Genomic DNA, 18,261 nt, shown 5'->3' on the forward strand with positions numbered 1-18,261 from the left:
GCCGTCAACGACATCGGGCGTGCTATCAACGGCACCGACCAGAGGTAACTCTGACGAGGGAAGTTCAGAAGTAGTCACAAGCAGGGCGCTCTGACAGGATCAGCCTTTGTTTTGGTAAACGTAAGCTTGTTGAGGCACGCGGGATTCCAGATTGTTTTTTTGCGTTTCCAGATCAACCGGAGTTTTGTCCCATAACAGCGCGCGACCGTCACGCTGGCTTTGCTCCAGCTTAGGGTTCGCAGTTTTTAAACTTTTGAGAAAGCCAGTTGCTTCGGATTCGTACAGAGAAAATTGCTTGGAGAATTTCATAGTATTGAAATAAACACGTAAAGAACGGATGAAGCGGCATTTTACTCTGTATTTCCGGGAAAACCGCATTCGTCCAGATATGGATGGAAAGTATTCGCAGGCACAGGCGCTTCCCAGCGACGCGTCTGTGGCAGAGTAATGACAGATTACAAGTCAGGCTTATCTACCCATTTACGTATGTGTACAGGTTGATAGGTCGCGAAGTGCTGTAATAACTCTGCCGGATTGCTACTGGAATAGAGTAGTTCCAAATGCGCTGAGCGCAAGAAACCTTGTTGCTGGGTATTCTTCAGAAATTGCAACAGACCGTCGTAGAAGCCTTCGACATTCAGTAAGCCTATCGGTTTGTCATGAAAACCCAGTTGTGCCCAGGTCATGACCTCGAATAATTCTTCGAGTGTGCCTATGCCGCCTGGCATAGCGATAAAACCATCGGATAATTCCGCCATCATGGCTTTGCGCTCATGCATATTTTTGACGATATGCAGCTCGCTCAGGCCGCGATGACCGACTTCTTTATCCATCAGGGCTTTGGGGATAATGCCGGTGACGTTTCCGCCAAGTCGCATGACTTCATCTGCAATGATACCCATCAGGCCGACGTTGCCGCCGCCATAGACCAGCCCCAGCTGTTGTTCGACCAGATTTGCTGCCAGTTGTCTGGCGCCAGCCGCATAGGCGGGCAGGATACCTGCCGCTGAGCCGCAATAAACGCAGATTGCTTTCATGAGTGATTCATTTTTTGCAGATAATTCTGCGACATTTTTTCAAACACTTGTTTGGTTTCACCGCGTAAATACGGGCTGATCAGTACGATGACCTGATAGCAGCCGCGCGCCAGTGATTCCGACATGGTTTGCAGCTCTGAATATTTACGCGGATTACGCACATATTCATACGACAGCCAGTAAGTGGCGACTACCACCATATTGGTTGCGAGTGCATCTATATCCATATCGGTTGCTTCGAATTCACCGTCGGCACGCAAGTCGTGGCAGAGATCGGTGGCGACTTTGATTTTATGCGACAGGATTTCTTTGAAGTTGAGTTCCAGCTTACGGTTGCGAGACAGTAAATCACTCAGATCGCGGTAGAAAAAGCGATAGCGCCAGACCAGCTCAAAAGTCAGATGCAGATAGGTCCAGATATCCTGAATATTTGCTTTTCTACCCTGCGGAAAGGCGAGCTTTTTATTAATTTCCGCCTCAAACTGGGTAAAAATGGAGTTGACGATATCGTCTTTATTACGGAAATGGTAATACAGATTGCCGGGCGAAATATTCATTTCTTCGGCAATCACCGTTGTTGTGATGTTTGGCTCACCAAATTCATTAAACAAGCGGAGGGAAAGTTCGAGGATGCGTTCCCGGGTGCGGCGAGGAGCTTTGTGTTGCATGTGATTCTTCTCGAAAAATTATTTCATTAGAATAACATCGTTCTGTTCAACAGCAAAACCTCTCGCTACATTGTGGCAATTTTCTCGTTCTCAGAAGAAACGTGAAATAAGCGTGTTTTAGCGAGCTTATCGTGTAAAAATTGACCATGTTCGTCGAGATGTGATGTCATCGCCCAGCCTGCGATGCCGATACCGAGAACGATTACCATCGGCCACTCTTTAAGTCCGAGCTGATAATTGATGGCCATTGCTGGAATAAACCACATCCAGGCAAGGCAATAGCGGACGATCGCCTTCACCAACGGAAGTTTTTTGCCGTCGGTATCTGCCACGCGGATGCGCCAGGTTTGCATCGCAAGCGTTTGTCCACTACGGGTCCAGCAAAACACAAAATAAATACCGATGACGATAAACAGCCATACTTGCCGTACATGTCGCAAGGTCAGTGCGTGCTTGCTTTGCGTGATGACATCAAACAAAAAACCGGCAACAAAGACGATGCCGAATAAGAGCAAGGCCTCATAGACCATGCAAATTAAACGGCGACGTAAAGTGGGTGTGGCTAAAACGCTGTTCACAGATTATTTCGATACGGCTTGGGATGCAGAACCCGCTGCCGGAGCGACGGCAGGTTCACTGACGGCAGGCAGACTGCCGGAAGCTGGCGCAGGTGCGGCCACTAATGCTGCTGCCGATGCTGGCGCCGGTGTTATTGGCGCGATCGGCGCTGCTAACGCTGGTTTTGCCGGTGGTTTAGGGCCCAGCTTAATCGGTGCCAGTATTTGCGGATTTTTCACCAGATCCGGCGATAAATTGGTCACGCTTTTTTTCTTTGCGTGCTCCTGCGCGAGACGTTGTTTTTCTTCGGCGCTGAGTTGCTGATATTGCTGCCACTGCGCTGATTTTTGCTCAGGTTTCACCAGCGAGCTTTTCGCGAAATTTTCACGCGCTGCCATGCGTTGTTCCGGTGTGAGCTTAATCCATTCGCGCATTCTTTCTTGCACGCGAACTTGCTCTTCCGGCTTCATTTTTGCGTAGCGTGTGACTATTTCCAGCCATTTTTTCTTGCGGCCTTCGGGGAACTTATCCCATTCTCCTGCCAGTGGCGCCAATGCCTGTTTTTGCATAGCACTCAGCTCCGACCACAATGGCCTTACCAGTGTGGCAGGTGCTGGAATTGCAGGTGTGGCTGCCGGTTTTGAAGCCGGCACAGTATTAGTGCCGCCCGCCAGCGCAAATGGCAGGCCAGCACTGAAAAGCAGGAAAAATACGTAATGACGTAAATTGGAAAACGCCACGTTTACTCCTCCGCTTTATTCAGATAAGCGGTAAAGCCGGTATCGACATAAGCTGCGGGCGGTAATTCATCAACGAGGACAGCGGCATCAATATCAGCTAACTCGCTGATGTTTTGTTGCTGTTCGTACTCATAAATACCAAACAATCCGGCAACCAGCGCCAGCATAGGGAGCAATAAACTCACTTTGCCAAACCAAGAGCCCATGCCTTGAGACGCAAAACCATTTACCCCGGCGAAGACGTTTTTGATTGCCAGTACGCTGACAGGGGCTTCCTGCTTCTTGCGGGCAAGAGCAAGCTTGCGGGCTTGCGCCAGTCTCTCCAGTGCCGGAGATGGGATATTTTCTGCTGATTCGTTCAGAGCACGTTTTACCTTGTAGGCAAAATCAAGATCCTGCGATTCTTTTGAGTAGTTCATAACTGTATTCCTTTAGCCTTGAGGTTGGCGGCCAGTGCGTGGGTTGCACGAGAGCAATGCGTTTTGACGCTGCCTTCTGAGCAGCCCATTGCTGCGGCTGTCTCTGCGACATCCATGTCTTCCCAATAACGCATGAGGAAGGCTTCCCGTTGACGTGCAGGCAGCTTTTTTATTTCATCATCAATAATATTCAGAACCTGTTCGCGTTCTAACTTATCCGCAGTCGATTCTGCTGCTTCTGTTCCTTCTTCCGCAGCGTAACTTTCTAGCAAGTCAAAGTTATCATCTTCCTGATTATTGCCGGGCGTAATGCTGGAAAACAGGCTGACCCAGGTATTCCGCACTTTCTCACGCCGGAAAAAATCCAGAATGGTGTTTTGCAATATTCTCTGAAACAGCATGGGCAATTCATTTGCCGGCTTGTCGCCATACTTTTCAGAGAGTTTAATCATTGCTTCCTGGACAATGTCCAGCGCTGATTCCTCGTTCCTGACCGTATAGACAGCATGCTTGAACGCACGCCTTTCCACATTTTCCAGGAAATTCGATAATTCTTTATCAGTAGCCATTGTTGGCGATATTCATATAGTGATGGTGCATTTACTTGTCAATAGTGGCGCTATGCGCTAAAAAGCTGCCTGCTTTTAAAATTGCGCATATCCTAGCAAAAATAGCCTTACGTGTCCCAAGTTTTGTCTTGCGGCGAATTTTCCCGGATCAAATAAGTCATTGATAAAAAGAGAAAAGAATAATTCTGCTTGACCAAAATGCTGCAACGCATTACCGTATGAGTCCACCTCAAAATCTCGGGGTATCAAATACTTGGCTGGAATAACCCACAATGTTATTGCCCGCAAGTGCGCTTTAATGAAGCTGTTTGTTCTGACCCATGCCACAAGCGTGAGAAATTTGTCGTTGTAAAGCCTTAACACTGATTGAACGAGTGCCTTAAGCATTTTCCGGTACCACGCCCAACGGGGGTGTAAAAGAAAATGTCGCGGTACAAAAAGGAATATCAGCTCACCGGATTTACATGTCGATTTCGCCAGGAAAGAACATCCGATCAATTTCCTATGGACCTTGAAAGGACAACATAATGAGTTCAGAATTTACAGGCGCAGAGATACTGGTCAAGTGTCTTGCCGAAGAAGGTATTGAGCATGTTTTCGGATATCCGGGCGGCGCAGTACTTTATATCTACGATGCAATCTACAAACAAGATAAGTTTCAGCATATCCTCGTTCGTCACGAACAGGCTGCAATTCATGCTGCTGATGCTTACTCCCGTTCTTCCAATAAAGTAGGTGTGGCTCTGGTCACATCCGGACCTGGCGTTACCAATGCGGTGACCGGTCTGGCAACTGCTTACATGGATTCGATTCCTATGGTGATCATCTCGGGTCAGGTTTCCAGTGCCGTTATTGGCCAGGATGCTTTCCAGGAGTGTGACACGGTAGGTATTACCCGTCCTTGCGTGAAACATAATTTCCTGGTCAAAGATGTACGGGATCTGGCAGAGACGATCAAAAAAGCATTTTTCATCGCAACAACCGGACGCCCTGGTCCTGTGCTGGTTGATATTCCTAAGGATATCAGCATGCACAAAACCACCTACAGCTATCCGCGTGAAGTTGAGATGCGTTCTTATAAGCCTGTCGATAAAGGACATGCTGGTCAGATTCGTAAAGCGGTTCAGCTATTGCTGCAGGCAGAGCGGCCGATGATCTACACCGGTGGCGGCGTTATTCTGGCGCACGCTTCTGCTGAATTGAACAAGCTGGTGGATGAGCTGGGATTTCCTTGCACAAACACGCTGATGGGTCTTGGCGCTTATCGTGCCAGCGACGAAAAATTCGTCGGTATGCCCGGTATGCATGGGACGTACGAAGCCAATATGGCGATGCAGCACTGTGATGTGCTGATTGCGATCGGTGCACGTTTCGATGACCGCGTGATTGGCAATCCTAAGCATTTTGCGTCGAATACGCGCAAGATTATTCATATAGACATTGACCCTTCCTCAATATCCAAGCGCGTGAAAGTGGACATTCCTATTGTTGGTAATGTCAAAGACGTATTGCAAGAGATGTTGTCGCAGTTAAGCGCAGTTGAAACCCGTCCTGATCCGAAACCGCTGGCCGCATGGTGGAAACAGATCAACGAGTGGCGCGGCAAGGAATGCCTGAAATATGCCACTTCGTCTGAGCTCATCAAGCCGCAATCGGTGGTTGAAAAAGTGTGGGAAGTGACCAATGGCGATGCTTTTGTGACTTCCGACGTAGGACAACATCAGATGTGGGCGGCGCAATACTACCGTTTCGATAAACCGCGTCGCTGGATTAACTCCGGTGGTCTGGGCACGATGGGCGTTGGCCTGCCATACGCGATGGGCGTGCAGATGGCAAATCCTGATGCGACCGTTGCCTGCATTACCGGCGAAGCCTCGATACAAATGTGTATCCAGGAATTGGCGACTTGCAAGCAATATCACCTGACACCCAAGATTATTCTGTTGAACAACCGCTTCCTCGGCATGGTCAGACAGTGGCAGCAAATTGATTATGGTTCACGCTATTCCGAGTCCTATATGGATTCACTGCCGGACTTCACCAAACTGGTGGAAGCTTATGGTCACGTCGGCATGAAAATTGAAAATCCTGCAGACGTTGATGGCGCAGTACGTGAGGCCTTTGCAATGAAAGACAGACTGGTATTCATGAACTTCATTACCGATCAGACAGAAAATGTCTGGCCTATGGTGAAGGCGGGTCAGGGCCTGACTGAAATGCTGCTTGGCTCGGAGGATCTGTGATATGAGACACATTATCTCCATCCTGCTGGAAAATGAAGCCGGTGCATTGTCCCGCGTGGTCGGATTGTTTTCTGCCCGTGGCTACAATATTGAAACGCTGACGGTTGCGCCGACCGAAGACCCGACCTTGTCCCGCATGACCATCGTCACCAGCGGTTCCGATGACATCATCGAACAGATCACGAAACACCTGAATCGTCTGATTGAAGTGGTGAAAGTGGTTGATCTGACCGAAGGCGCGCATATTGAGCGCGAGCTGATGCTGATCAAGGTCAGAGCGGTAGGTAAAGAGCGCGAAGAAATGAAGCGTACAGCGGATATTTTCCGCGGCCGCATCATTGACGTGACCGAAAAAACCTACACCATAGAATTGACGGGCAACAAAGGTAAATTGGATGCATTCATTGATTCCATCGACCGTGCGTCAATTCTGGAGACAGTCAGAACGGGTGGCTCAGGTATAGGACGTGGCGAACGCATCCTCAAGGTATAAGTAAGTATTCATCTGCCTCTGGCATATAAAAATCATTCAAATTAAATAGGATAAAAAATGAAAGTTTTCTACGATAAAGATTGTGATCTGTCCCTGATCAAAGGTAAAAACGTTGCCATCATCGGTTATGGTTCACAAGGTCATGCACACGCGCAAAATCTGAACGACTCCGGTTGTAACGTGACGGTCGCTTTGCGTAAAGGCGGCGCATCATGGTCTAAAGCAGAAGGCGCTGGCCTCAAGGTCGCAGAAGTGAACGACGCGGTGAAAGCTGCTGATGTCATCATGATTTTGCTGCCGGATGAAAACATCGCTCAGGTCTACAACGAAAACGTTGCACCTTACGCCAAGCAAGGTGCGGTACTCGCGTTTGCACACGGCTTCAATGTGCACTACGGTCAGGTTGTGCCACGTGCTGATCTGGACGTCATCATGATCGCCCCGAAAGCACCAGGCCACACCGTACGCGGCACTTATTCGCAAGGTGGCGGCGTGCCACACCTGATCGCTGTTTATCAGGATAAATCCGGCTCTGCCCGTGATATCGCTTTGTCGTATGCAATGGCGAATGGCGGCGGCCGTGCCGGTATCATCGAAACGAACTTCCGCGAAGAAACAGAAACAGATTTGTTCGGTGAACAAGCTGTGTTGTGCGGCGGTGCTGTTGAACTGATCAAAGCGGGTTTCGAAACTCTGGTCGAAGCTGGTTATGCTCCGGAAATGGCGTACTTCGAATGTCTGCATGAATTGAAACTGATCGTTGATCTGATCTATGAAGGCGGTATCGCTAACATGAACTACTCGATCTCTAACAATGCCGAGTACGGTGAATACGTGACAGGTCCACGCGTTGTGACGGAAGACACCAAAAATGCGATGCGCCAATGCCTGAAAGATATTCAGACTGGTGAATACGCGAAGAGCTTCATCCTGGAAAACAAAGCAGGCGCGCCTACCTTGATTTCCCGTCGTCGTCTGACTGCAGAACATCAGATCGAAGAAGTCGGTGCAAAATTGCGTGCGATGATGCCATGGATCGCTAAAAACAAACTGGTTGATCAAAGCAAAAACTAATTGCTGAGATCGCCGGGCATCATCCAGCATGCGCTGGCAGGCGCACGCAGCTTGAAGTCTAAAAGTCGTCCACTGGGACGACTTTTTTTTACGCCTACGAGTGTGCTTGGATTGCGAAAAACAAACTAGTTGATCAATCGAAGAACTAATTCTTCAGATCGTCGGGCGTCATCCGGCGTGCGCTTACAGGTGCGCGCAGCCCGAAAGCTGAAAGTCGTCCAACGGGCGATTTTTTTTGCCTTCAAATATCCCTTGTTTTACCCGTGAAATTTGAAAAATAGGGGAGTATGTTTCATTTTCGCGTATATGTCTTAATGAAATATAGGGGTTTTAAATATACTGGGGGGAGTATATTTAAGGCTTGAAACGGGTTAATTCCCAGGGTTAACTCTGAAATTCGATTCCCAGTGAAGTCATTAATTGAATCGTAGATGGGTGTGATCATTGAAAAAGAGGTATCTTTGCAACTTGAATCAAGAAGACTTGTCTGAATTAACAATACCAACATTTCTGGGGAATGATCATGAAAAAACTACTTGGCTTGACTGCTGCTTGTTTGCTGGCATTGCCGGTTGTCGCGCAGACGCTCACTGGCACCGTCATTACGGTCTCAGGATCGGCGGACGTGAAGGCGGACAATGATCAGGCCGTGCTCAATTTTTATATCGAAGAGCAGGACAAAGACAAGACTGCGGCAGCGTCGCGGGTGAATCAGAAAATGAAATCCGGTACTGAGTTGATCAGGAAAGAAGACCCGCAGGCAGAGCTGCGGACGCGGTCTTATTATTCTTACCCCATCTATGCTGAAACCCCAGCCAATGCGGCCGTGCAGCCTGTCAAGCGCCAGATCATCGGGTGGCGTTCAGGTCAGTATCTGGAGGTGAAAACCACGAACATTGCGCAGTTGTCGTCGACGGCAGCAGCAGGGCAGAAAGTGTTGGCGCTGAACGGTGTCAATTTTGGCTTATCTGATGCAGCGATTAAAAAATTCGAGGCCGCACGGGTTGAGGCTGGTTACCACCAGTTCTCTGACAAAGTAAAAATGATTGCATCGACGCTGGGTAAAAAGCCGGATGATATTGTGATCGAGTCTCTCGATTTCGATAACGCCGGCAGTGAATTGCGTCAGTTTGAAGCGGCACCGATGATGCTCAAAGCGGCCAGAGCCGACGCAGCCACAACGGAACCCAGCTTCGAGCCAGGATTTACTTCATTGAATATAAAAATCACTGGAAAACTGCGACTGAAATAGACCATACACTCGTGCTTGCGGGTTTGCCTGACCGATAAACAGGGTTATACTGCCAGCGCAAAGTGCCAGGTTCCGCCCGACATGTTCGGGCTATTTTATTTCTTTAGATTCACATGCCATCTTTTAATCGACGCAAACCCAAAGGTAACTTCAAACTTTTCCCCAAAGGCGTACGTAAAACGCAGCAAAGAACAGATGCTGACGGTATCGTCTTACCGGTAAAAGCGACGGCGCGCGGACGTGGCATTTATCTGTTGCCGAATGCGTTTACGACGGCTGCGCTGTTCTGCGGTTTTTACGCGATCGTCATGGCGATGGATCAGCGTTTTTATCAGGCGGCACTCGCGATTTTTGTTGCGATGGTGCTGGATAGTCTGGATGGTCGGGTTGCGCGGATGACGAATACACAGAGTGAATTCGGCGCGCAGTACGACAGCCTGTCAGACATGATTTCCTTTGGCGCAGCGCCAGCGCTGGTCGTGTATGAATGGTCGCTGCGCGGCATGGATAAACTAGGCTGGCTTGCCGCTTTTGTCTATTGCGCTGGCGCAGCGTTGCGACTGGCACGCTTTAACACGAATATCAGCATCGTTGATAAACGTTATTTTCAGGGCTTACCAAGCCCGGCGGCGGCGGCGCTGGTTGCTGGTTTCGTGCTGCTGATGGATGATTTGCACTTTGTCGGTGGCGACCTTCGTTGGATCGCGTGGGGCATCACCTTGTTTGCCGGATTGACCATGGTGACGAATGTGCCGTTTTACAGTTTCAAAGATGTGAACCTGAAAAAAAGCGTTCCTTTTATTGCGCCTTTGTTAGTGTTACTGGTGTATGTGGTGGTGGTCAGTGATCCGCCTAAAGTGTTATTTGGTTTGTTTGTGTTGTATGGTTTATCTGGTTACGTCGTCTTGTTGTGGCGCTGGCGCAAAGGTCGTCCTATCAGCATTATTCAGACCAGCGTGGAAACCCACGACGATAAATAAAATTTTGTTTTAAAGCGGAATCGCCACAATGTACAAAATGCATTGTGGCTTTTTTTCTTTTCGGATTAATTAAATTAGAAATAGGCTGCTATAAATTCTTGCACTTTTCTGTGTTCACGCTTATAGTCGAATGCATGAACTTTTCAGTCACATCCCTCACATTAAAAACTTTAGCAGACGCCTCCCGTCTGCTATCGCTATTTGCATTTCTACTAGTGCGGTAACGCGCTAAATCCCCTATACCCACAATTTGTGTAATCTCTTACCCCTGTGTGCGTTGCAAGGGTGGGGCAGAGAATATTCAGCGTTTTTATCGATTCATTTTCAATCTCAAACATTCTTTTCAGGAGAAAATCATGGCAGACAAACTCATCATATTTGACACCACTTTGCGCGATGGCGAGCAATCCCCGGGCGCGTCGATGACAAAGGATGAAAAGCTGCGTATTGCAAAACAACTGGAACGATTGAAAGTTGATGTCATTGAAGCGGGTTTTGCGGCCGCGTCTCCTGGCGATTTTGAATCGATCAAGGCGATTTCCGCGACGATCAAAGATTCCATCATTTGTTCTTTGTCGCGCGCCAATGACCGCGATATTTCCCGTGCCGCAGAAGCCTTGGCTGCTGCTCAACGCAAGCGTATTCATACCTTTATTGCGACCTCTCCTTTGCACATGGAGAAGAAATTGCGTATGAGTCCGGATCAGGTGTTGGAGCAAGCGATTCAGGCCGTACGTTTTGCGCGTAATTTTACTGATGACGTTGAATTTAGCCCGGAAGATGGCAGCCGCTCCGAAATGGATTTCCTGTGTCGCGTAATTGAGGCCGTCATTAAAGAGGGCGCAACCACAATTAATTTCGCCGACACGGTCGGTTATGGTGTGCCGGAGTTATACGGCAATATGCTGAAAACGTTGCGTGAGCGTATCCCGAATTCTGATAAAGCGATCTGGTCTGTGCATTGTCATAACGATCTGGGAATGGCCGTGGCGAACTCGCTTGCGGGTGTCATGATTGGTGGTGCACGTCAGGTCGAATGTACGATTAACGGACTTGGTGAGCGCGCCGGCAATACTGCACTTGAAGAGATCGTGATGGCAGTGCGTACGCGTAAAGATTACTTTAATCTCGATCTGGGTATTGATACGACCCAGATTGTTCCCGCATCGAAGCTGGTGTCGCAAATTACTGGCTTTGCAGTGCAGCCAAATAAAGCCGTGGTTGGTGCGAACGCGTTTGCACATGCTTCCGGCATTCATCAGGATGGCATTCTGAAAGCCCGCGATACCTATGAGATTATGCGCGCCGAAGACGTGGGCTGGAGTGCAAATAAAATTGTTCTCGGTAAGCTCTCTGGCCGGAATGCATTTAAGCAGCGCCTCGAAGAGCTGGGCATTACGCTGGAATCTGAAGCGGAAGTAAATGCGGCATTTGCCCGTTTCAAAGAACTGGCTGACCGCAAATCTGAGATTTTTGATGAAGATATTTTGGCGTTGGTTTCAGATGAAGAGCAGGCCAATGACAAAGAGGCTTACCACTTTGTTTCGCTGGCCCAGCACTCTGAAACCGGCGAATCACCAAAAGCAAAAGTGGTGTTTGCTTTTGCCGGTAAAGAAGTGACTTGCGAAGCAAAAGGAAACGGCCCTGTGGACGCGATTGTGAATGCGATTGAGTCTGAAGTGAACAGTGGTGCTGAATTGCTGCTGTTTTCAGTCAATGCAATTACGACTGGCACCCAGTCTCAGGGCGAAGTGACGATGCGGCTGCAAAAAGCCGGACGTATCGTCAATGGCGTGGGGGCAGATCCTGATATCGTCGTGGCGTCTGCGAAAGCCTACTTGTCAGCGCTGAATAAACTCGAGTCAAAGTCAGAAAAGCTGAATCCACAAGTTTGATTCATTGATTATTTGTGTGCTATAGTCTCGGCTCCCGTCATTTTGGCGGGAGTTTATTTCACGATAACGACGGTTTTGTCATCAAACGACTCTTGTTATCGCATGTAAAGGAAAAATTATGTCTATCGAAAAAAGTGCAAAAGCCGCTATCGTAGCGGATAACGCCCGTGGTCAAAATGACACAGGTTCTCCAGAAGTTCAGGTTGCTTTGCTGACAGCCCGTATCAATGATTTGAACGGTCACTTCAAAGCCCACGGTAAAGATCACCATTCTCGTCGCGGTCTGATTATGATGGTTAACCGTCGTAAAAGCCTGTTGTCTTACCTGAAAGGTAAAGACCTGAATCGCTATCGCGCTCTGATCGAAAAACTCGGCTTGCGTAAGTAATTCTTGCTGAATTTAGCAAAAAATTTATAGCAAAAAGCCTGCGTCAGTTGACTGTCGCAGGCTTTTTGTTTATCTGGTGTTTTGGTTTTGTGCGAAATTTTTAGCAAAATTTGTTAGAAATAAGCAAAAAACTGGCAAAAGGCAGTCCTGACGGATTGCACGTGGTGAGGTGAACGACAGCGCCTGAAAATCTGTCGGCAAAATAGAAAGGACACATTGTGTTTAACAAAATTACGAAAACTTTCCAATACGGTCAACATCAGGTGACATTGGAGACTGGTGAAATCGCACGTCAGGCCTCTGGCGCAGTGATGGTCTCGATCGAAGACACTGTCGTGCTGGCAACTGTCGTTGCAAAAAAAGATGCAAAACCTGGTCAGGATTTCTTTCCTTTGACCGTGGATTACATGGAAAAAACTTACGCTGCTGGCCGCATTCCTGGCGGTTTCTTCAAGCGTGAAGGTCGTCCATCAGAAAAAGAAACATTAACTTCACGTTTGATCGATCGCCCGATTCGCCCATTGTTTCCTGAGGGTTATCTGAATGAAGTTCAGGTGATTGTGCATGTATTGTCCGTCAATCCTGAGATTGATCCCGATATCGCTGCGATGATCGGTGCTTCTGCTGCGATTTCTGTTGCTGGCATTCCTTTCAGTGGCCCTGTTGGTGCCGCGCGCGTTGGTTATATTGACGGTCAATATGTATTGAATCCAACTGCGACGCAGTTGAAATCTTCCAAACTGGATCTGGTTGTTGCGGGTACTGAACAAGCTGTATTGATGGTGGAATCCGAAGCGCAGCAATTGTCTGAAGAAGTCATGCTGGGTGCGGTTGTGTTCGGTCACGAGCAAATGAAAGCTGTTATTGACGCGATCCACGAATTGGTACGCGACGGCGGCAAACCTGAAGTGCAATGGGCGCCTGCAGCAAAAAATGAGCCGCTGATCGCTGCGGTCACTGCAGTTGCAGAACCGCTGCTGCGCGCTGCATATCAAACCAAAGAAAAGCAAGCCCGTACTGAGCAATTGAAGGCCGCGACGTCTACCGTTGCTGCTGCACTGGCTGAACAAGCTGCCGCCAAAGGTGAGGTAGCTCCTGACTCCGCAGACGTCGGTAATATTCTGTTTGATCTGGAAGCGAAAATCGTTCGCTCCCAAATTCTCGAAGGTGAGCCGCGTATTGATGGTCGCGACACTCGCACTGTACGTCCTATTACTATCCGCACTGGTATTTTGCCACGTACGCATGGTACCGCTTTGTTCACCCGTGGTGAAACACAGGCTTTGGTGATTGCAACTTTGGGTACTGCACGTGACGAACAAAAAATCGATGCGTTGATGGGTGAATACTCTGACCGCTTCATGTTGCATTACAACATGCCTCCATTTGCTACAGGTGAAACTGGTCGCGTTGGTACGCCTAAGCGCCGTGAAATCGGTCATGGCCGTTTAGCTAAGCGTGCATTGCAGGCTGCATTGCCTGATCCGGAAGATTTCAGCTACTCCGTACGTCTGGTTTCTGAAATTACTGAATCCAATGGTTCTTCTTCGATGGCGTCTGTTTGTGGTGGCTGTCTGGCTCTGATGGATGCAGGTGTGCCGATGAAAGCGCATGTTGCAGGTATCGCCATGGGTCTGATCAAAGAAGGTAACAAGTTTGCTGTTCTGACCGATATTCTGGGTGATGAAGATCACCTCGGTGATATGGACTTTAAAGTTGCCGGCACTGCCGAAGGTATCACTGCATTGCAAATGGATATCAAAATCCAGGGCATTACTAAAGAAATTATGCAAGTCGCTTTGGCGCAAGCTAAAGAAGGTCGCGTCCATATTCTGGGCAAAATGCAAGAGGCAGTTCCGGTTGGTAATACCGAGTTGTCCGATTTCGCACCACGTCTGATCACAATCAAGATCAATCCTGAGAAAATCCGTGATGTGATCGGTAAAGGTGGTGCGGTGATCCGTGCGCTGACTGAAGAGACAGGTACGCAGATCGACATCAGCGACGAAGGCGTTGTTACTATCGCTTCTGTCGATGCGGCGGCTGGTCAAGAAGCCAAGCGTCGTATCGAAGAGCTGACCGCGGAAGTTGAAGTCGGCAAAATCTACGAAGGTACTGTGTTGAAGTTGCTGGACTTCGGTGCGATTGTGCAAATCATGCCAGGTAAAGATGGTCTGCTGCACATCAGTCAGATCGCCAACGAACGCGTCAATGCAGTTGCTGACTATCTCAAAGAAGGTCAGCAAGTACGCGTCAAAGTGTTGGAAACCGATGATCGTGGTCGCTTCAAGTTGTCCATGAAAGCAGCTGCTGTTGAAGGTGATGCGCATGCTCAGTCACAAGAGCCGCAGGCAGCCCAGTAATTGTGCTGTTTGTCATGAATTGTTGAAAAAAACGCCCGTTTAAACGGGCGTTTTTTTATTGACTTACAATGATTTTTTTATTTATTCGGTGAGTTTTATGCGTGCAATTGAAATTACAAAATATGGGGCGCCCGAGGTTTTGCAATTGTGTGAGCGCGAGATTCCGCAAGCGCAGACTGGTGAGGTTTTGATTAAGGTGCATGCTGCAGGCGTGAATCGCCCAGACGTGCTACAGCGGCTTGGCTACTACCCTGTTCCTCAGGGGGCTTCAGATTTGCCAGGGTTGGAGGTTGCCGGAGAAATTGTTGGTGGAGACTTATCGACGACTGATTTTCAGATGGGTGATTTCGTCTGCGCGCTGGTGCAGGGTGGTGGATACGCTGAATATTGTGTTGCGCCTGCTGCGCAGTGTCTTCCCGTCCCCAAGGGTTTAAGCATGGTAGAGGCAGCCTCGTTGCCAGAAACTTATTTCACCGTCTGGAGTAATGTCTTTGATCGCGCCAGATTGAGTGCTGGTGAGACTTTACTGGTACAGGGCGGCACATCAGGAATTGGTGTTGCTGCGATTCAGATCGCAAGCGCTCTCGGGCACCGGGTTTTTGCTACGGCGGGAACAGATGAAAAATGCCGTGCTGCTGAGGGATTGGGAGCAGAGCGTGCTATTAACTATAAAACTGAAAAATTTCCCGAGGTTGTCAAATCACTGACTGCTGGTAAGGGGGTGGATGTGATTCTTGATATGGTCGCAGGAAGTTATATTCCAATGGAGATCGATAGTCTCGCAGATGATGGCCGGATTGCGATCATTGCCTTGTTAGGCGGTAATCGCGGAGATGTCGATTTTGGGCAAGTCTTACGTCGGCGACTGACGATAACCGGGTCAACCTTGCGTCCACGTTCTGTTGAGTTTAAGAGGCAGATTTCTTCACAATTGCAGCAACATGTCTGGCCGTTACTTGAGGCAGGAAAAATCAGGCCGGTTATTCATCAGGTGTTCCCTTTGACTCAGGCAGATCAAGCGCACGCTTGGATGGAGGATGGTCGCCACATAGGCAAAATTATGCTGCAGTTGGTGTAATCCTGTCAGGGTTCTTATTTTTCAAGATATCGAAGGCCAGATCGCAGTGTGTCGAGAAATGAATGGCCCAGATGTGCAGGGCAGACATGTGTTGGCTTGGGCTGTAGGTCGTGTTTGTTTTGTGCTGGCTTTGTTTGACCGGGTATTGTCAGCGGGATACAATAGACGGTTATTTATATTCTGATCTCTTATGCGACGTACACTAATTGCGGGTAACTGGAAAATGAACGGCAGCTTCGCGGCCAATCGTTCGTTGTTATCTGAAATCGTAGCCGGATTGCCCGTATCTTCGGATTGTGATGTTTTGGTATGTGCGCCAGCGCCGTACCTGACTCAATGTGCTGAGTTGCTGACAGCGAGCCTTGTGAAATGGGGTGCGCAAGATGTTTCTGAGCATGCGCAAGGTGCATTTACCGGTGAGGTTGCCGCATCGATGCTGGTTGATTGCGGTTGTCGATATGTGATCGTCGGGCATTCTGAACGACGCGCATATCATGCTGAATCGAATGCGGTTGTCGCAAGAAAAACTTTGCGTGCGTTGTCCGAGAACTTGATCCCTATTGTATGCGTGGGGGAAACCTTGGCGCAGCGTGAAAGCGGTCAGACAGAAGAAGTTGTTGCTGCGCAATTGCAGGCGGTGTTGGATGTTGTTGACGTTGCGCAAATTACTCAGCTTGTTGTCGCTTATGAGCCAGTGTGGGCAATTGGTACCGGTAAAACGGCGACGCCACAAATGGCGCAGGATGTACATGCCTTTTTGCGTCAGCAAATTGCTTTGAAAGATGTTGCCGCAGCTGCTTCGGTGCAAATACTTTATGGTGGTAGTATGAAGCCCGAAAATGCAAAGGACTTACTGGCAATGGCAGATATTGATGGTGGTTTGATCGGTGGTGCTGCGTTGAAGTCCGCTGATTTTCTTGCTATTGCTGCTGCGGCTTGATTGTATTGCTGAAGATTGAAGATTGAAGATTGAAGATTAATTTTTTTAGGTGTTTTGAATGCAAACTTTTTTTACATTGGTAGTGGTCGTTCAGGTTATCTCTGCATTGGCAATTATTGCGCTCGTTTTGCTGCAGCATGGTAAAGGTGCGGATATGGGGGCTTCCTTTGGTTCGGGTGCTTCCGGTAGTCTGTTTGGTGCAACAGGTTCCTCCAATTTCTTGTCGCGCTCCACAGGCATTGCGGCTGCAATATTTTTTGCTGCAACATTGGCCTTGGGTGTTTTTGGTGGTGAGCGTAAGCCAGCTGGCGGTGTGATGGATAATCTGCCAGTGACAAAAGTAGCGCCTGCAGTTGTGCAAACACCCGCACCAGCTTCTGCTGCTGCGGCTTCGTCTGCGCAACCGAATCAGATTCCAAAATAAATTTATATTTCCCGGCAAAAAAACTTGAATTTCCTCGATTGTGCGTTGAACAATGAGGTCATTCAGGGTAGAATGCTGGGCTTATGCCGACGTGGTGAAATTGGTAGACACGCTATCTTGAGGGGGTAGTGGCGAAAGCTGTACGAGTTCGAGTCTCGTCGTCGGCACCAAAAAAACAAATCAGTTTTCTTTTCTGATTTTGTCGAGGAAGTGGCTATTTTTTGATGAAGTCCTTCAAAAATGGCTTGCTTCAATATGGCGTTCAAATACAGGTAGCCTAACGTGAACCTCGAAAATTATTTCCCAGTTCTTCTCTTTATTCTGGTTGGTATCGGAGTCGGTGTATTGCCTCAGGTTTTGGGGCGTGTTCTCGGCCCGTATAAGCCGGATTCTCAAAAAACATCAGCATACGAGTGTGGCTTCGAGGCGTTTGAAGACGCGCGTATGAAATTTGATGTGCGATATTATTTGATCGCAATCCTCTTCATTCTCTTTGATCTTGAAACTGCATTTTTCTTCCCGTGGGGCGTTGCTATGCGCGATCTGGGATGGGCTGGTTTCTTGATTATGCTTGGCTTTGTGCTCGAATTTGCTGTCGGGTTTTGGTACATCTGGAAAAAAGGCGCTCTGGATTGGGAGTGATGGAAAATGGCTATTGAAGGTGTGTTGAACGAAGGCTTTGTTACGACAACAGCCGATAAGCTGATTAACTGGACACGTACGGGTTCTATGTGGCCGATGACGTTCGGTCTGGCTTGTTGTGCGGTTGAAATGATGCATGCTGGTGCGTCCCGTTATGATCTGGATCGTTTTGGTGTTGTGTTTCGCCCATCTCCACGTCATTCGGATGTGATGATCGTCGCGGGTACCTTGTGTAACAAGATGGCGCCTGCGTTGCGAAAAGTCTACGATCAGATGGCGGAGCCTCGCTGGGTTATTTCCATGGGTTCTTGCGCTAATGGTGGTGGTTATTATCACTATTCATATTCCGTTGTGCGCGGCTGTGATCGCATTGTTCCAGTTGATATTTATGTGCCTGGTTGTCCGCCGACGGCAGAAGCATTGCTGTACGGTGTCATTCAGCTGCAAAACAAGATTAAACGTACAAACACTATCGCGCGCTGATCGCGCGATTGCTGA

20 protein-coding genes and 1 tRNA gene are annotated in these 18,261 nt (G+C 48.6%); 14 read left to right on the forward strand and 7 right to left on the reverse strand.

Annotation, left to right across the window (positions count from 1 at the left end; all coding sequences use genetic code 11):
- Positions 1-99 precede the first annotated feature (99 nt).
- From H8K38_RS12180 to H8K38_RS12210, 7 genes are all read right to left on the reverse strand, one after another.
- Entirely contained in the window at positions 100-309 is a 210-nt protein-coding gene (locus H8K38_RS12180; RefSeq protein WP_186885103.1) for a DUF3460 family protein, read from the reverse strand.
- Positions 310-455: 146 nt separating this feature from the next.
- Positions 456-1,037 (reverse strand): TIGR00730 family Rossman fold protein, encoded by a 582-nt coding sequence (locus H8K38_RS12185; RefSeq protein WP_186885104.1) that lies wholly within the window; start codon positions 1,035-1,037, stop codon positions 456-458.
- Complete coding sequence (locus H8K38_RS12190) at positions 1,034-1,705, reverse strand: TetR/AcrR family transcriptional regulator (RefSeq protein WP_186885105.1); 672 nt, start codon at positions 1,703-1,705, stop codon at positions 1,034-1,036. The genes H8K38_RS12185 and H8K38_RS12190 overlap by 4 nt, the downstream gene beginning before the upstream one ends.
- A 65-nt stretch (positions 1,706-1,770) precedes the next feature.
- Positions 1,771-2,283: an RDD family protein gene (locus H8K38_RS12195; RefSeq protein ID WP_370587093.1), complete on the reverse strand. Its 513-nt coding sequence runs from the start codon at positions 2,281-2,283 to the stop codon at positions 1,771-1,773.
- Between the two features lie 3 nt (positions 2,284-2,286).
- Positions 2,287-3,003, reverse strand: a complete 717-nt coding sequence (locus H8K38_RS12200) for a DUF3106 domain-containing protein (RefSeq protein ID WP_370587094.1) — start codon at positions 3,001-3,003, stop codon at positions 2,287-2,289.
- Positions 3,004-3,005: 2 nt separating this feature from the next.
- A complete protein-coding gene (locus H8K38_RS12205; protein ID WP_186885106.1) occupies positions 3,006-3,422 on the reverse strand; it encodes a DUF3619 family protein in 417 nt (138 codons plus the stop codon).
- Positions 3,419-3,991 (reverse strand): RNA polymerase sigma factor, encoded by a 573-nt coding sequence (locus H8K38_RS12210; protein WP_186885107.1) that lies wholly within the window; start codon positions 3,989-3,991, stop codon positions 3,419-3,421. The genes H8K38_RS12205 and H8K38_RS12210 overlap by 4 nt, the downstream gene beginning before the upstream one ends.
- A 527-nt stretch (positions 3,992-4,518) precedes the next feature.
- On the opposite strand from H8K38_RS12210, the gene H8K38_RS12215 reads away from it, so the two are divergent.
- The 14 genes from H8K38_RS12215 (at position 4,519) to H8K38_RS12280 (ending at position 18,246) form a co-directional block, all read left to right on the forward strand.
- Positions 4,519-6,234: an acetolactate synthase 3 catalytic subunit gene (locus H8K38_RS12215; protein ID WP_186885108.1), complete on the forward strand. Its 1,716-nt coding sequence runs from the start codon at positions 4,519-4,521 to the stop codon at positions 6,232-6,234.
- Position 6,235: 1 nt separating this feature from the next.
- Positions 6,236-6,727, forward strand: coding sequence for an acetolactate synthase small subunit (gene ilvN / locus H8K38_RS12220; RefSeq protein ID WP_186885109.1), 492 nt, complete (start codon positions 6,236-6,238; stop codon positions 6,725-6,727).
- A gap of 57 nt (positions 6,728-6,784) precedes the next feature.
- On the forward strand, positions 6,785-7,801 hold the full coding sequence (gene ilvC, locus H8K38_RS12225) for a ketol-acid reductoisomerase (protein ID WP_186885110.1): 1,017 nt from the start codon (positions 6,785-6,787) through the stop codon (positions 7,799-7,801).
- A 523-nt stretch (positions 7,802-8,324) separates the two neighbouring features.
- Entirely contained in the window at positions 8,325-9,053 is a 729-nt protein-coding gene (locus tag H8K38_RS12230; protein WP_186885111.1) for an SIMPL domain-containing protein, read from the forward strand.
- Between the two features lie 113 nt (positions 9,054-9,166).
- Entirely contained in the window at positions 9,167-10,033 is an 867-nt protein-coding gene (gene pssA, locus H8K38_RS12235; protein WP_186885112.1) for a CDP-diacylglycerol--serine O-phosphatidyltransferase, read from the forward strand.
- Between the two features lie 356 nt (positions 10,034-10,389).
- Positions 10,390-11,928 (forward strand): 2-isopropylmalate synthase, encoded by a 1,539-nt coding sequence (locus H8K38_RS12240; protein WP_186885113.1) that lies wholly within the window; start codon positions 10,390-10,392, stop codon positions 11,926-11,928.
- A gap of 118 nt (positions 11,929-12,046) precedes the next feature.
- On the forward strand, positions 12,047-12,316 hold the full coding sequence (rpsO, locus tag H8K38_RS12245; protein WP_186885114.1) for a 30S ribosomal protein S15: 270 nt from the start codon (positions 12,047-12,049) through the stop codon (positions 12,314-12,316).
- 218 nt (positions 12,317-12,534) lie between these two features.
- On the forward strand, positions 12,535-14,679 hold the full coding sequence (pnp, locus tag H8K38_RS12250) for a polyribonucleotide nucleotidyltransferase (RefSeq protein ID WP_186885115.1): 2,145 nt from the start codon (positions 12,535-12,537) through the stop codon (positions 14,677-14,679).
- A 97-nt stretch (positions 14,680-14,776) separates the two neighbouring features.
- Positions 14,777-15,757: an NAD(P)H-quinone oxidoreductase gene (locus tag H8K38_RS12255; RefSeq protein WP_186885116.1), complete on the forward strand. Its 981-nt coding sequence runs from the start codon at positions 14,777-14,779 to the stop codon at positions 15,755-15,757.
- A gap of 190 nt (positions 15,758-15,947) precedes the next feature.
- On the forward strand, positions 15,948-16,697 hold the full coding sequence (tpiA, locus tag H8K38_RS12260) for a triose-phosphate isomerase (protein WP_186885117.1): 750 nt from the start codon (positions 15,948-15,950) through the stop codon (positions 16,695-16,697).
- A 58-nt stretch (positions 16,698-16,755) separates the two neighbouring features.
- Positions 16,756-17,121 (forward strand): preprotein translocase subunit SecG, encoded by a 366-nt coding sequence (gene secG / locus H8K38_RS12265; RefSeq protein ID WP_186885118.1) that lies wholly within the window; start codon positions 16,756-16,758, stop codon positions 17,119-17,121.
- Positions 17,122-17,206: 85 nt separating this feature from the next.
- Positions 17,207-17,291: transfer RNA gene (locus tag H8K38_RS12270), tRNA-Leu, on the forward strand.
- 112 nt (positions 17,292-17,403) lie between these two features.
- Positions 17,404-17,763, forward strand: a complete 360-nt coding sequence (locus H8K38_RS12275) for an NADH-quinone oxidoreductase subunit A (RefSeq protein ID WP_186885119.1) — start codon at positions 17,404-17,406, stop codon at positions 17,761-17,763.
- 6 nt (positions 17,764-17,769) lie between these two features.
- A complete protein-coding gene (locus H8K38_RS12280) occupies positions 17,770-18,246 on the forward strand; it encodes an NADH-quinone oxidoreductase subunit B family protein (RefSeq protein WP_186885120.1) in 477 nt (158 codons plus the stop codon).
- Positions 18,247-18,261 lie beyond the last annotated feature (15 nt).

It is taken from the genome of Undibacterium sp. FT79W (genome assembly GCF_014284215.1).
Lineage (GTDB): Bacteria > Pseudomonadota > Gammaproteobacteria > Burkholderiales > Burkholderiaceae_D > Undibacterium > Undibacterium aquatile.